The following is a 14,722-nucleotide window of genomic DNA, read 5'->3' on the forward strand; positions in this document are numbered from 1 at the left end:
TCTCCACCAGTATTCATGCGGACAGGACGTCCGTTCGCGACGGAACGGGATATCCGTCTCGATTGTAACCATGCGAAAGGCGACCCTAGAAGGATCGTTCTTCTCCTGTCCACTTGAAGAACTTGCCGGTATCGGACAGGGGCAGGGTTTCAGCAATCTTCAGGACACCATCGGCAACGTCGGCCGGGGAGTTGTCCGCAGAGGGACCGCCCATATCGGTTTGCACCCAGCCCGGATCGATCAGTGCCACCGGGATGCCTTCCGGTTCAAGCGCTGTGGCCAGTCCCTGCATGACCTTGTTTACCGCGGCTTTCGATGCCCGGTAGGCCAAAGTGTCGGGCTTGCGATAGCCCATCCAGGCCATCTGGCTGGATATCGTCAGGATTTTGCCCGCGCCCGATAGCCTCAGATGGGGAAGAAACGCCTGCGACACTGCCAGAGGCGCAATCGTATTGACGGCAAGCGTTTCGGCGAACCCGCCAAAATCCATGTCGGTCGGGGTCTGGCGCTCCGGGCCGATGATGCCGGCATTGTTGACCAGAAGATCGAGGCTTCCCGAAAGCGCGTTGGCGGCGCGCGCGACGGCCTTGCGATCCCGCACGTCGAAAACCAGCGGTTCGAAACCGGTGCCGAGTTTGGCAGCCGTTTCCCGGGCAGCCGCGTCGGAGCGGACGGAGCCGAATACGGTCCAGCCTTGTTCCAGCGCTGCACGGGCCAGTTCAAATCCGATCCCGCGATTCGTCGCGGTGACAAGACATCTGGGCATATGGGGTGTCCTCGACATGTGGAGTTTGCCGGCACGGCCGGAAGGGTAGGCGGTTTGTCAGGGTAACCTGCGAAAAGGGGCGTGCAAGGCAAACATTGTCCCTATATCAGAACGTGACAATGTGATTGAAATGGCAGCCGGTTCGTAGAAAGCCGCGTGGCGACAGGTCTTTGACAGATACCGGGAGAACGGCTTGTCTTCCTGTGCCGTGTGTCCGACATTCCGTGACAAGTGACGGTTCGGGCAGGGGCCGGTGACCTGCTGCCTTTTGACAGGTCGCATGAACGGAGATCCCGGTATATGGCGGGTCACAGGATCAGGTCACTGGTGCGCACGAGCTGGTGAATTCAACGGGATGAAATATGAGCGACAGCATAAAAAACGCAGTCCTTGAGCGCCTCGGGCAGATCAAGGGACCCGACCTGGAGGGCGATATCGTTTCGCTGGGGCTGGTATCTGAGGTGTTTGTGTCCGATGGCCGCGTGGCGTTTTCCATAACCGTTCCGGCGGAACGGGCCAGGGATCTCGAACCCCTGAGGCAGGCCGCCGAAAAAGTTGTCAGGGAAATCGAGGGTGTGGAAAACGCCATGGTGGCGCTGACGGCGGAACGGGCACCGGGAACTTCAGGGGGCTCCGCTCCGCAGGGCGCTCCTGTCCGGCCCCAACCGCGAGGGCAGGCTGCGGCCACCGCCCGCGAGGAGAGAGCACCTGCCAAACCTGGTGTGCCGGGAATCCGGCACATCATTGCCGTTGCCTCGGGCAAGGGCGGCGTCGGCAAATCGACGACAACCGCCAATCTGGCGCTGGCGCTGGCGGCAAACGGCCAGAAGGTCGGTGTGCTGGACGCCGATATCTATGGACCGTCCATTCCGCGTCTGTTCAAGGTTTCCGGCCGACCGGAACAGGTCTCCGGCAGACTCATGAAGCCGCTGGAAAACTACGGCGTGAAGGTGATGTCCATGGGATTCCTCGTCGAAGAGGAAACGCCGATGATCTGGCGCGGACCGATGGTCATTTCCGCCCTGACGCAAATGCTGAGAGAAGTCGCCTGGGGAGAGCTGGACGTTCTTGTGGTGGACATGCCCCCGGGCACAGGAGACGCCCAGCTGACCATGGCCCAGCAGGTTCCGCTCGCCGGCGCGGTCATCGTCTCCACCCCCCAGGACCTCGCGTTGATAGATGCCCGCAAGGGCCTCAACATGTTCAAGCGGGTCGATGTGCCTGTCCTCGGTATCATCGAGAACATGAGCTATTTTCTCTGCCCGGATTGCGGTGGCCGCCATGATATTTTCGGTCATGGCGGCGCGCGTGCGGAAGCCGAGAGGCTCGGTGTGCCCTTCCTTGGCGAGATCCCGCTGACCACGAAAATCCGCGAAACATCCGATGCCGGTACGCCTGTCGTGGTTTCGGATCCCGACAGCGCGGTCGCCGCGGTCTACAGGGACATCGGCGCAAGTGTATATGACGCTATCGAAAAGGCTGAACGGGCGGCTCCGCAGATCGTTTTTGACTGAGCGAACAGCTTGAGCCGATGCCGCGGAGGGCCGAGAGGGGCTTCCGCGGCGTCGGAGACCGCATGTCACCCGAACGAAAGGGTACTGCGGTACGGTGCAGGCAATCACGCCTCCCGAACGGCACGAAACACCGTACATCCGGCAGTCACGGTTGCAATATCCTGTTTCCGCAACGTGATATCTGGCGAGAGCTTCCTCCGCCGATCCCCGAATGTCGGCTGCCATGTCCGGATGAGGGGCATGGTCATATTACGAGTCATTGAGATAATTGAATTTTTCACGGCTGGATCACGCAAGGTGCTTATGCGTGAAAGCTATCAGGCTATCGATCGGTCTCCTCAGAAACAACAAGGGCTTTTTGCGGGCATGGCTACCCGACCGTCTCCGATTAGTGTGGTTGATGAAAAGCCTTCGCTCGCTACCCTGATTGCCGTCACGACCGTCACACCGCTGGCCATGCAGATTTACCTGCCGTCGCTTGCCGGGATGATGGACGTCTTTTCCGCCACCGCCGGTGAAATCCAGCTCTCCATGTCGGCGTTTTTCGTTGCCGTGGCGATCTCGCAGCTTTTCTGGGGGCCCTTGTCCGATCAGTATGGACGCCGGCCCATCATCATCCTCGGCATGGTCCTGTTCGTCATCGGCAGCGTGCTGTGTCTGCTCGCGCCGACGATCGAGGCGCTTATTGCAGCCCGTGTGCTGCAGGCGGCGGGCAGCTGTACAGGAATGGTGCTCGGCCGGGCGATCGTGCGGGATCTCTATGGTCCGAGACAGGCCGCCAGCATGATCGGTTTTGTCACCATGGGCATGGCCGTGATCCCGACCATCGCGCCGGCCATCGGTGGTGTTCTCGACCAGTTTTACGGCTGGCAGGGTGGCTTTGTGCTGATGCTGGTCTTCGGTGTGGGGGTTTTATGGGTCAGCATTTCCTCGCTGCCCGAAACTCACAAGGAGCGCACTGCCGTTGGCACCAGACAGATTCTCAGATCCTACGGCTCCCTGCTCAGGGAGCCTCTTTTCTGGAACTTTGCCCTGATCCCGGCATTCAATGCGCTGACCTATTTCGCGTATCTGGGCGGCGCCCCCTATATCGCCTCCGGGAATCTTTCCCTCGGCGCGGCGGAGATGGGGTTTTACTTCATGTTCGTGGCAGTCGGTTACATGGCCGGGAATTTCCTGTCCGGAAAGTTTGCCGAACGCGTGGGCATGTTTCCGATGGTTTTGACCGGCGCGCTCACGGCGGCTCTGTCGGTTCTGATTCTCACCGGTATCGCGGCTTTCGGTGCACTCACGCCTCTGGGGCTGTTCCTGCCGATGTTCCTGCTTGGCCTCGGCAACGGCATTTGCCTGCCCAGCGCTCTGGCAGGCGCCATCAGCGTTCGCCCTGAGCTGGCGGGCTCCGCCTCGGGCTTGACCGCGTCCCTGCAGGTCGGGACAGGGGCCATCGCGGGCTCGCTCGTGGCGTGGCTGTTTGCCCACGGACTTCTCGCCGGTTCCGCATGGGGCATGATTCTTGTGATGGTATTGGGAAGCAGCCTCAGTCTGGCCGCCGCCCTGTCCATTCGGCGTGTCTCTGCGCGCCAGGGATTTCAGCCGGCGGAATGAGCGCCTGTGGCCATGCATGTGACCTGTCGCGCCCGCGAAGGTGGGACAGGCTGGTTCAGCCGCCGGTCACGCTCATGTGGCGGGAAACCGCCGGCTGCCGGCTGTCGCGGTCGATGATGAAATCATGTCCCTTCGGCTTGCGGCTGATGGCTTCGTCGATGGCGGAACTCAGCAAATCATTGCCTTCCGACGCGCGAAGCGGGGCGCGCAGGTCGGACATGTCGTCCTGACCGAGGCACATGTAAAGCTGACCGGTGCAGGTGACCCGTACCCGGTTGCAGCTTTCGCAGAAATTATGGGTCATCGGCGTGATGAAGCCCAGCCGCCCACCGGTCTCCTCGACCGTGACGTAACGGGCAGGACCGCCGGTCTTGTAGGGAATGTCGGTCAGTGTGAACGTTTCGGACAGCCGCGCGCGCACCGTCGACAGCGGCAGATACTGGTCGGTCCTGTCGCCGTCTATTTCGCCGAGAGGCATGGTCTCGATCAGGGTAAGATCGTGACCCTGATCGTGGCACCATTTCAGCATGGGAACGATCTCGTGCTCGTTCACATCCTTGAGAGCGACCATGTTGATCTTGATCTTCAGACCGGCTGCAGTGGCGGCGCGGATACCGTCCATCACCTTGCCGAGATCCCCCCAGCGGGTGACGGCCTTGAATTTCTGCGTATCGAGCGTGTCGACGGACACATTGATCCTGCGTACACCGCAGTCGTAAAGCTCTTCGGCAAAGCGGGACAGCTGGGATCCGTTGGTGGTAAGCGTCAATTCCTCCAGGGCGCCACTGTCCAGATGGCGGCCCAGACCACGGATCAGGTTCATGATGCCCTTGCGCACCAGCGGTTCCCCGCCTGTCAGGCGAAGCTTGCGTACGCCCTTTTCAATGAAGGCCGTGCAAAGACGGTCAAGCTCTTCAAGGCTCAGAACTTCACGCTTGGGAAGGAAGGTCATGTCTTCCGCCATGCAATAGACACAACGGAAGTCACACCGGTCGGTCACGGAGACGCGCAGATAGGTCACGGCACGGCCGAAAGGATCGATCATCGGGCCCAGAGCGCCGTGTCCATCGCTTTTCACCTGCCTCGCAGTTTCACCGTCCTTCACGTCTCGCTCTCCCTCAAACGCGTCTTTCCGTTGATCATATGACGGCGCGGCCGAAAATATCAAATGAAACCGGGTCGCCACACTCCGGTTTCTTGCGTACCGGAAACAGGCCTGCTTGCTTTTGCCAGTTCCTGTCCGCAGAAGGTCGGCCCGTCCCGGAGAACGCTTCTCCCTGACTGATCCGCTTGCTGCCTGCAACGTATGTGTTTCGAACAAGGAATAAAGAGGCAGCATGACCACACTCGTCTGGTTTCGGCAGGATCTACGCACCGGGGACAATCCCGCGCTTCATGAAGCTGCCAGACAGGGGCCGATTCTGCCGGTTTTCATATGGGAGGACCCCGACCGGTCCGGTGACGACCACCCCCCCGGCGGCGCCAGCCGCTGGTGGCTGCATCACAGTCTCGCCGCGCTCAAGCGGTGTCTGCCGGGGCTGGTGTTTCTGCGCGGCAACGCCCGTCATCTGATCCCGCAACTGGCCAGGCAGACCGGCGTCAAGGCGGTTTACTGGAACCGCTGCTACGAACCCCATGCCATCGAACGGGACAGGGACATCAAGGACAGCTTGAAGGAAGACGGTCTCCAGGCCAGAAGTTTCAAGGCTTCGCTGCTTTTTGAACCATGGGAGGTTCAGACCAAATCAGGGGGCCCCTTCAAGGTCTATTCTCCTTTCTGGAAATCCGTGCGTCTGCGTGAGATCGCCCTTCCGCTTCCGGCGCCCCGGAACCTTGAATTCCTAGCCTTCGAAGAGGGAGAGGATCTGGACAACCTGCGCCTGCTGCCGGAAAAACCGAACTGGGCGGCCGGCTGGGAGGATCTGTGGGAGCCGGGAGAGCAGGGGGCCGATGTCCGGCTGAAGACCTTCCTGAAAGACCGGCTCGAGGGCTACGGCGAGCTGCGCAACCGCCCGGACCTCCCGAATGTATCCCGGCTTTCCCCTCATATTCATTGTGGCGATATTTCTCCGCGACAGATCTGGCACGAAACCCGGACAAGAATGGCGCAGGAGGGAGCGCCGGCCGAAGACGGCATGAAGTTTCTCTCCGAACTTGTCTGGCGCGAATTCTCCCACCACCTGCTGTATCATTTCCCGAACCTGCCGACCGAGAACTGGCGGCCGGTATTCGACGCCTATCCCTGGCGAGAGGCGGGAGACGACCTGATGCGCTGGCAGGAGGGGCGGACCGGCTACCCGATCGTCGATGCGGGCATGCGCGAACTCTGGCAGACCGGCTATATGCACAACAGGGTGCGCATGGTTGCGGCCAGTTTCCTGATCAAGCATCTGCGCCTTGACTGGCGCCACGGTGAAGCGTGGTTCCGCGACACGCTTGTGGATGCGGACCTGGCCAGCAACTCCGCCAGCTGGCAGTGGGTCGCCGGGTCGGGGGCTGATGCCGCGCCCTATTTCAGGATCTTCAATCCCATGACCCAGGGACGCAAATTCGACCCGGACGGGGCCTATATCCGCCGCTGGGTTCCCGAACTTGAAAGGCTTCCCACGGCGCATCTTTTCGCACCCTTCGAGGCGCCCGCCGCCGTTCTCGAGCAGGCAGGCGTCGTGCTCGGCGAGACATACCCGCAGCCGCTCGTGGATCATGCCCGCGCCCGCCAGGCGGCGCTGGACGGATATGAGGTCGTGAAGCAGGCGGGACAAAACGCGTCTTGACGGGGAGGGCCGCGGCGTGGTGAGGCATCACTGCACGCTCCTGCAGCAATCACGAAGGATCCGACCATGACCGACCAATCCGCTCCGTGGCCGACGGAACTGCGCGTTTCCGGTGACAGAAAGACACTGACCGTGGCGTTCGACACCGGTACGCGCCATGAGCTGACGGCGGAATATCTTCGGGTCTGCTCGCCTTCAGCGGAAGTTCAGGGACACGACCCGTCGCAGAAACGGACTGTTCCCGGCAAGAGACGCGTCGAAATCATCAAGGTCGAGCCTGTGGGCAACTACGCGGTCCGCATCCATTTCGACGACATGCATCATTCCGGCATTTTTACCTGGGCCTATCTGCACGAGCTGGGTCAGGAGCGGGACAAGCACTGGGGCGGCTATCTGCGGGAGCTTGAGGAAAAGGGATTGAGCCGGGACCGGTAATACCTGCTGCTGCGAGAAGTACCAATTTCTGAGCCACGCAGAAATTGTCGCGACGAGGAATCGGCAACAAAAAAGCCGGGCGTTGCGGCCCGGCTTTCCTGGTTTGCGTGTGACGCTGCTCAGCGGACCACGATGACTTTCGAGCCGACCTTCACATTGTTGTAGAGGTGGATCACGTCTTCATTGGCAAGACGGATACAGCCGGAAGACACAGCGGAACCGATTGTCCAAGGCTCGGTTGTTCCGTGGATGCGGTAGAGGGTCGATCCGATGTAGAGCGCCCGGGCTCCCAAGGGGTTGTTCGGTCCGCCCGGCATGTGAGCCGGAAGGATACGGCCCTTGCGGCGTTCGCGAACACGCATCTGCGGCGGCGGTGTCCAGCCCGGCCATTCTGCCTTGCGCGTGATGCGGTGCGTTCCGGCCCACTGGAAGCCTTCCTTGCCGACGCCAACGCCATATTTCATCGCCTTGCCGCCCGGCAGCACGTGATAAAGCCGGCGCTCGGAGGTGTCGATGACGATTGTGCCCGGCTTGTAGGGCCCATCATATCTGACGCGCTTGCGCTTGATCGGAGAGGAGCCGCCCGGATGGTATTTCGGAGTGACCCATTTGTTTGTGCTGTGATCGAAAAAGCCGTAACGCGGCGCGGCCTGCGCCGTCAGCACGAATGAGCCTGCAATCACTGCAATCATTATAAATAAAAGTTTCTTCATTCTAATCCCCTTAGCACCGGCTCATGCCTGCTTGATGCTGTCTGCGGAAAGTGACGTTAGGAAATTATCCTTGCCGCGCGGTTAATAATCATGGCGTAAAAAAGTCCAAAAAGAAATCTCACGATGATGTGAGCGCTCGAAAACCCTACTCAAATGTGCTGAAATTGCAACGATTTTCCCGTTTCGGGAAGCGCTTTTGCCGAAGCTTCCCGTCACGGTTGCTGTTGTTTGCCGTCCCGGCCCGGGGCGGCGTGCAATTCTCCCGTCCGAAGTCTACCGGAAGCAGTCATGGGAGAAACAGCCATCCCGCCAAGAAGAGACAAGTCCATGTGCCCTCTCGGCGTTCCGGGAGGGAATTTGGCGTCCCGCCCGGCTAGATGCGGGCGAGACGTCTTCGCCTCAGCCCAGATTCAGTTCCTTGAAGAAGTCATTGCCCTTGTCGTCGATCACGATGAAGGCCGGGAAGTCCTCGACCTCGATCTTCCAGATCGCCTCCATCCCGAACTCCTCGAATTCGACCACTTCAACTTTCTTGATGCAGTCCTGCGCCAGACGTGCGGCAGGACCGCCGATGGAGCCGAGATAAAAGCCGCCATGTGCCTGGCAGGCGCGGCGGACCTGAGCGGACCGGTTGCCCTTGGCCAGCATGATCATGGAGCCGCCGGCCGCCTGGAACTGATCCACATAGGCGTCCATGCGCCCGGCCGTGGTCGGACCGAAGGAGCCTGACGGCATCCCTTCCGGCGTCTTTGCCGGGCCGGCATAATAGATCGGATGGTTCTTGAAGTAGTCTGGCAGGGGTTCCCCCGCTTCCAGCCGCTCGCGCAGCTTGGAATGGGCCAGATCGCGCGCCACGATCAGCGGTCCGGTGAGTGACAGGCGGGTTCGGATGGGATGTCTGGACAGTTCGCCGAGAATTTCCGACATCGGCCGGGTAAGGTCGATCTTGACCACATTGTCGGAAAGATGTTCGTCGGTGACTTCCGGCAGATATTTTTCCGGGTGCATCTCGAGCTGCTCCAGGAAAATTCCGTCCCGGGTGATCTTGCCGACAGCCTGCCGGTCTGCCGAGCAGGAGACCGCCAGCCCGATCGGCAGCGAGGCACCATGGCGCGGCAGACGAATGACGCGCACGTCGTGGCAGAAATACTTGCCGCCGAATTGGGCGCCGACACCGGTGGCCTGCGTCAGCTTGAGGATTTCTTCTTCCATCTCGTGATCGCGGAACGCATGGCCGAGTTCTGACCCCTGGGCCGGCAGGCCGTCCAGATAGCGCGCCGATGCGAGCTTGGCGGTCTTGAGATTCATTTCCGCGGATGTGCCGCCGATGACGATCGCCAGATGATAGGGAGGACAGGCGGCCGTGCCCAGGGTCAGGATCTTCTCTTTCAGGAAATCGATCATGCGGTCATGACTGAGCAGCGACGGTGTTCCCTGGAACAGGAAGGTCTTGTTGGCGGATCCGCCACCCTTTGCCATGAACAGGAACTTGTAGGCGTCATCGCCTTCCGCATAGAGCTCGATCTGCGCCGGCATGTTGCTGCTGGTGTTCTTTTCCTCGAACATGGAAAGCGGGGCCAGCTGGGAATAACGCAGGTTCTTCTTGAAATAGGCATCGCGCGCGCCTTCGCCGAGGGCGGCTTCGTCGGTGCCGTCTGTCCAGACCCGGCGTCCCTTCTTGCCCATGATGATGGCCGTGCCGGTGTCCTGGCACATGGGCAGGACACCATGCGAGGCAATGTTGGCGTTCTTCAGCAGATCGAAGGCCACGAACTTGTCGTTCTCGGTCGCTTCCGGATCATCGAGAATCTTCCTGAGCTGGGCCAGATGACCGGGCCTCAGGTAGTGGTTGATGTCCTTGAAGGCTTCTTCCGCCAGCAGGCGAAGCCCCTCCGGTTGCACCATCAGGACTTCTTCGCCGTTGAATTCCGCAGTTTTGACAAAGTCGGAGGTCAGCTTGCGGTAAGGCGTCTGATCGGGCCCCTGCGGGAAAAGGGCGCTGTGATGATAGGCGGGAGGCGTGACGGGAGCGTTCATCGGACGGTTTTCCTGATCTGGCTGCTTCCGGTCTGACGGGCTGCCGGAAGCGCTGGAACGTTGTGTGCCGTTCTCATACGGCAAAAAGACCCCGCACGCCAAGTGCCTGGGCCTTCGCCGTTCGTCTGAATGACCTGTGAGCTGCCGGGCAGCCAGTCCTGGCGGACCGGTGGGCTGTATGCGGAAGAGCTACCGTACTGCCGTCAGGTCCAGGGTCACTGTCACGATATCGCCGACCGTATCCGTACCGACACCGCTGCCGAGCTTGTAATCGAGACGATTCACGCTCGCGGTTCCTGTGGCGGTCGCCGTGTCGCCATCGATATCCAAAGTAAACGCCAGCGTCACCGGCTGTGCGACGCCCTTGATCGTCAGCTGACCGTCGGCGCGATAGCTGTTGCCCTCGATACGGCTGACGTTTTGCGAGGTGAATTCGGCGGTCGGAAATTCCTCGACGTTGAACCAGTCCGTACCGGGCAGGGTGCCGTCGAACTGCGGATTTCCGGTGGAGGCGCTCAGCGGCTTGATTTCTGCGGAAATTTTGGCGCTTTCCGGCGCCTCTGGATCAAGGTCGATGTCCGCTTCCCAGGTGGTGAAAACCCCTTTCAGGGTGCCGGATCCCTGCTTGACCTCAAAGCCGAGGCTGCTGCGGTCCGGGTCCACAGTCCATGTGTCCGAGACAGCTGGAGTTGAAAGTGACGCAGCGGCAGTTACTAGCAGGCCATAAGCGATTTGTTTCAGTGTCATGGGAGAGTTTCCTGAAGTTGAAAATCAATTGTCCGTCTTTGTGGGCGCAGGGGAAATCATCCGGTTCAGCGTATCGTCCCGGGCAATGAAATGATGCTTGAGCGCGGCCGCCACATGCACCGTGACGAGTGTGATCAGCAGATAGGCGCCGTATTCGTGCAGCAGCTTGAAAAAGCTTTCTGCCTGCTCCTGGCTGCCAAGAGCCCCGGGGACAGGCAGGTGCGGGACCGGAAGCACGTTGAACAGGATTGTCGGGATGCCCCAGGGCGAGGCGGACACCATGAACCAGCCGGTGACCGGAAGGGCGAAGATCAGGGCGTAGAGGCCTGCATGACCGAGATGCGCGGCGGCCTTTTCAAGGGGATGCATGCCGTGCGGCAGCCGCGGAGAGGGATTGATCAGCCGCCAGAACAGGCGCAGCACCGCCAGCGTCAGCACCACGAAGCCGATGGACTTGTGCAGCTGAAACAGCTGAAAGGTGGCCTGCTCGGTCTGTGGCAGCTGATGCATGTAGAGCCCGAGTGCGAGCATGCCGACGATCAGGATGGCCATCGTCCAGTGGAAGGCGATGGCGACCCACCCGTAGCCCGATTTGGTATTGCGCAGCATGGCACGTTCCTTGGAATGCGGGGACCGGGTGACCGGTCCCGCCGCAGGTCAGGCATTTGCCTGTCAGTTGGTTGCCTTGAAGGTTTCCGCGTTGAACGTCACGGCTACTTCATCGCTCACATAGGGCGCGAACATGTCCATGCCGTAGTCGGACCGTTTCACGACCGTGGAAACCGCAAAGCCGGCGGCTTCCTTTTTCAACATCGGATGTTCGCCGAGCGTGGTGACATTGACCGTCAGGGTCACGGGCTTGGTAATGTCCTTGATGGTCAGGTCGCCGGTCACTTCAAGCTGGTTTTCGCCAGTCTGTTCGACCTTGGTGCTCTTGAAGGTGGCCTGCGGATATTTTTCCGCATCGAAAAAGTCCGGGCCGAGAAAATGCGCATCGCGATCGGCAAAGAAGGTGTCGATGCTCTTGATGTCGATCGTGAACTCGACGGAGGAATTTGACGGCGTTTCCTTGTCGATGAGCAAGACACCGTCCCAGTTGCCGAAACGGCCCTCGGTCGTGGAAAAGCCGAGATGATTGTAGGAGAAGGCCAGATTTGCATGCGACTTGTCGAAGTCGAAGGCAACCGGCTCTGCGACGGCGGAGCCGGCCAGCAAGGAAAGGGCGAATGCGGAAGCGGCGATACGGATCATGATCAAACCTCAAATGGCGTTGTCTGGAGCGTTCGCTCATGAACGCTGTTGTCCCTACATAGGCTAATTCGGCCGAAGCGCTATTTGACTGACTGTTCGGTGTCATTGAACAATGTCAGCAAGGCTGACCGGGTTCTGTTAAAGTCAGTTGTAAGTATAAATTCCAGTGCCTTGTCCGTATCATTGCCGGTAACGTGATGGTCGAATCAAGATCTGCGTACCGGGATTTGCCTGACAACCGGATTGGTTTGCAATCAACTGCCGGTTGGCGAAACATTTAAGTGAATGGAATCATGAACAAAGTTTCGGTGTCATCAATTCATCAAGAATTTCAGGCACCTGTACTGGCAACTTCCTTCTAGAACGGCGGGCCGTCAGCCCCGGCAAGCTCCAGACATCCGGTTTGGAGACACAGGAGATTGAAACGTGAAACAAGCGGTCATTGTGTGCCACCGGGGCGCAAGCCTCGTCGCTCCGGAGAACACCATCGCGTCTCTCGAGAAGGCGATAGATCTTGGCGCCGACGTGGTTGAATTTGATGTCAGGCCTTCCAGGGACGGCATCCTCTACGTCATGCATGATGCAGAGGTCGACCGGACGACCAACGGAACCGGCCGGATTGCCGACATGAATTCGACGGACGTCGATGCCCTGGATGCGGGAAGCTGGTTCGGGGAGGAATTTGCCGGCGAGCGGGTGCCGCGCCTTGACGCCTTTCTGGATGTCTGCCGCGGAAGGATCGCCACCTATGTCGAGATCAAGGAAGGGGATCCGGCCGAGATCCGCGACATGCTGGCAGTGCGTGGCATGCTCGACGATGCCTGGACATTTTCCTTCGACCAGGCGATCCGTGCCGAAGCCCGTGCCAAGGTCCCCGACTTGAGACGCATGGTGCTGTACATGCATGTCGGTTCGGTTGACCGTGCCGTTGCCCAGGACGCGAGCATACTGGAATTTCATGCGGACAATCTCGATGAAGACCTTGTGGCCAGCGCCAGACAGGCCGGTCTCATCACCCAGATGTTCTATGCCGGCACGGACCGCGCCGTCTTCGAAAAGGCAGTCCGCTGCGGTGTCGAGCAGATGAATATCGATCACGTCGATATCTTCCGGTCCGTCGAACGGGAGCTGATGAGTCTGGTCTGAGGCCAGTCATTCCGCCGACGCAGCGCAGGAGAACAGCCAGGATCTACCGGCGTGTTGTGGCTCGGCCCGGCCTGTGCGGCCGTGCCGGGAAAGCGTTCGTACCGTGAAAACGGCCGCTGCCCCCGGAGGGGCGGCGGAAGGCGCGTGACGGATCCCGGCGGGCGAGCCGCTGCTGCCTCCTTGGCAGCCGGAAGCCGCCCGCACGGCAGGCGCCTGTTACTTGCCCAGGCCGCCGATGCAGCTGTATTTGACGTTCAGATAGTCGTCGAGACCGTATTTGGATCCTTCGTTTCCCACGCCACTGTCCTTGAAACCGCCGAAGGGAGCGACCTCGGTGGTGATCACCCCTTCATTGACGCCGACGAGGCCGTATTGCAGCGCTTCCATCATTCGGAAACTGCGGCCGAGATCTTTGGTGTAAAAATAGCAGGCCAGACCGAATTCCGTGTCGTTGGCAAGCTTGACGGCTTCTTCCTCCGTCTCGAACCTGAACAGGGCGGCAAGCGGGCCGAAGGTTTCTTCCCGGGCCACTTTCATGTCCTTGCTGGCCTCGGTGATCAGCGTCGGTTCGAAGAATGTTCCCGGACCGTTCGAGGGATGGCCACCGGTCACCAGTACGCCGCCCTTGGAAAGAGCGTCCTGAACATGCGCGGAGACCTTTTCGACCGCAGCCTCGTTGATCAGCGGTCCCTGGGTTACTCCCTCTTCCAGGCCGTTCCCCACTTTCAGCTGGCTGGCCATCGCGGCTTTCAGCTTTTCGGCGAAAGCATCGTAGACACCGGTCTGGACATAAATCCGGTTGGCGCACACGCAGGTCTGGCCCGAATTGCGGAACTTGCTGGCGATCGCGCCTTCGACCGCGCGATCGAGGTCAGCATCGTCGAAGACGATGAACGGCGCATTGCCGCCCAGTTCCATTGAGATCTTCTTCATGTTCCGGCCCGCATTTCCGGCAAGCAGCTTGCCGACCCTGGTGGAACCGGTGAAGGTGATTTTGCGCAAGGCCGGGTTCTCGCACATTTCCTCGCCGATGGCCGGAGCGTCCCCTGTAATGATGTTGATGACGCCTTTGGGCAGGCCGGATCTTTCAGCCATCACGCCGTAGATCAGTGCGGAGTAGGGCGTGAACTCGGCAGGCTTCATGACCATCGTGCAGCCGGCGGCAAGGGCGGCTCCGAGCTTGCGGGCGATCATCGAGTTCGGGAAGTTCCACGGCGTGATGGACCCGGCTACGCCCACAGGCTCCTTGGTCACCAGAATGCGTCGGTCCGCCCAGGGGGAGGGAATCGTGTCACCGTAAACGCGCCGGCCTTCCTCTGCGAGAAAGCGGATGTATTTGACGCCGAGCGCGATCTCGCCCTTGGCCTCGGCAAGGGGCTTGCCCATCTCCGTCGTCAGAAGGACCGCCAGATCGTCGATCTCTTCCATGATGGTGTCGCACAGATTGTGCATGTGCCCGGCACGGGCTTCGGCGGTCAGGGCTTTCCAGCCTGGAAGAGCGGCATCCGCGGCCGCGATGGCCCGGGCGGTTTCGGCGCGGCCGCACCTGGGCACGGTTCCGATCGTTTCACCGGTTGCCGGATTGGTCACTTCGATCGTTTCGCCGCTATCGGCATCCAGCCAGGCGCCGTCAATAAAAACCTGTTGTTTCAAGAGCGAAGTATTCAATGACATGGAAGGCTTCCTGAATCTTGGAATGAGGTGGAAGGCAGGTCCCGCCCCTGAATGAGTTCA

General features: G+C 60.3%; 13 protein-coding genes. 5 read left to right on the top strand and 8 right to left on the bottom strand.

Features of this window, described 5'->3' with window-relative positions; genetic code table 11:
• Positions 1-85: 85 nt before the first annotated feature.
• Positions 86-766 (bottom strand): SDR family NAD(P)-dependent oxidoreductase, encoded by a 681-nt coding sequence (locus tag DCO57_RS01555; protein ID WP_116697076.1) that lies wholly within the window; start codon positions 764-766, stop codon positions 86-88.
• Positions 767-1,128: 362 nt separating this feature from the next.
• Between DCO57_RS01555 and apbC the strand changes: the two genes are divergently transcribed.
• Both apbC and DCO57_RS01565 read left to right on the top strand, forming a co-directional pair.
• Positions 1,129-2,280 carry an iron-sulfur cluster carrier protein ApbC gene (gene apbC / locus DCO57_RS01560; RefSeq protein ID WP_116697077.1) on the top strand — a complete coding sequence of 384 codons (1,152 nt, stop codon included), beginning with the start codon at positions 1,129-1,131 and terminating at the stop codon, positions 2,278-2,280.
• Between the two features lie 366 nt (positions 2,281-2,646).
• Positions 2,647-3,885: a multidrug effflux MFS transporter gene (locus DCO57_RS01565; RefSeq protein WP_116697078.1), complete on the top strand. Its 1,239-nt coding sequence runs from the start codon at positions 2,647-2,649 to the stop codon at positions 3,883-3,885.
• Positions 3,886-3,940: 55 nt separating this feature from the next.
• Here DCO57_RS01565 and moaA read toward each other — a convergent pair whose 3' ends face one another.
• Entirely contained in the window at positions 3,941-4,930 is a 990-nt protein-coding gene (moaA, locus tag DCO57_RS01570; protein WP_116697079.1) for a GTP 3',8-cyclase MoaA, read from the bottom strand.
• A gap of 292 nt (positions 4,931-5,222) precedes the next feature.
• Here moaA and DCO57_RS01575 point away from each other — a divergent pair, with 292 nt between their 5' ends.
• Complete coding sequence (locus DCO57_RS01575) at positions 5,223-6,659, top strand: deoxyribodipyrimidine photo-lyase (protein WP_116697080.1); 1,437 nt, start codon at positions 5,223-5,225, stop codon at positions 6,657-6,659.
• Positions 6,660-6,725: 66 nt separating this feature from the next.
• Positions 6,726-7,094, top strand: a complete 369-nt coding sequence (locus DCO57_RS01580) for a DUF971 domain-containing protein (protein WP_116697081.1) — start codon at positions 6,726-6,728, stop codon at positions 7,092-7,094.
• A gap of 119 nt (positions 7,095-7,213) precedes the next feature.
• On the opposite strand, the gene DCO57_RS01585 is transcribed toward DCO57_RS01580, so the two are convergent.
• From DCO57_RS01585 to DCO57_RS01605, 5 genes are all read right to left on the bottom strand, one after another.
• Positions 7,214-7,786, bottom strand: a complete 573-nt coding sequence (locus tag DCO57_RS01585; RefSeq protein WP_347876544.1) for a L,D-transpeptidase — start codon at positions 7,784-7,786, stop codon at positions 7,214-7,216.
• A 420-nt stretch (positions 7,787-8,206) separates the two neighbouring features.
• Complete coding sequence (locus DCO57_RS01590) at positions 8,207-9,844, bottom strand: fumarate hydratase (RefSeq protein ID WP_116697083.1); 1,638 nt, start codon at positions 9,842-9,844, stop codon at positions 8,207-8,209.
• A gap of 189 nt (positions 9,845-10,033) precedes the next feature.
• Positions 10,034-10,591 carry a YceI family protein gene (locus DCO57_RS01595; protein ID WP_116697084.1) on the bottom strand — a complete coding sequence of 186 codons (558 nt, stop codon included), beginning with the start codon at positions 10,589-10,591 and terminating at the stop codon, positions 10,034-10,036.
• 24 nt (positions 10,592-10,615) lie between these two features.
• Positions 10,616-11,200: a cytochrome b gene (locus tag DCO57_RS01600; RefSeq protein WP_116697085.1), complete on the bottom strand. Its 585-nt coding sequence runs from the start codon at positions 11,198-11,200 to the stop codon at positions 10,616-10,618.
• 63 nt (positions 11,201-11,263) lie between these two features.
• Positions 11,264-11,842, bottom strand: coding sequence for a YceI family protein (locus tag DCO57_RS01605; protein WP_116697086.1), 579 nt, complete (start codon positions 11,840-11,842; stop codon positions 11,264-11,266).
• Positions 11,843-12,268: 426 nt separating this feature from the next.
• On the opposite strand from DCO57_RS01605, the gene DCO57_RS01610 reads away from it, so the two are divergent.
• A complete protein-coding gene (locus DCO57_RS01610; RefSeq protein WP_116697087.1) occupies positions 12,269-12,988 on the top strand; it encodes a glycerophosphodiester phosphodiesterase family protein in 720 nt (239 codons plus the stop codon).
• 216 nt (positions 12,989-13,204) lie between these two features.
• Here the strand turns inward: DCO57_RS01610 and DCO57_RS01615 are convergent, their stop codons facing one another.
• Positions 13,205-14,662, bottom strand: a complete 1,458-nt coding sequence (locus tag DCO57_RS01615) for an NAD-dependent succinate-semialdehyde dehydrogenase (protein WP_116697088.1) — start codon at positions 14,660-14,662, stop codon at positions 13,205-13,207.
• Positions 14,663-14,722: the final 60 nt, after the last annotated feature.

Source organism: Labrenzia sp. 011 (assembly GCF_003075075.1).
Taxonomy (GTDB): Bacteria; Pseudomonadota; Alphaproteobacteria; order Rhizobiales; family Stappiaceae; genus Roseibium.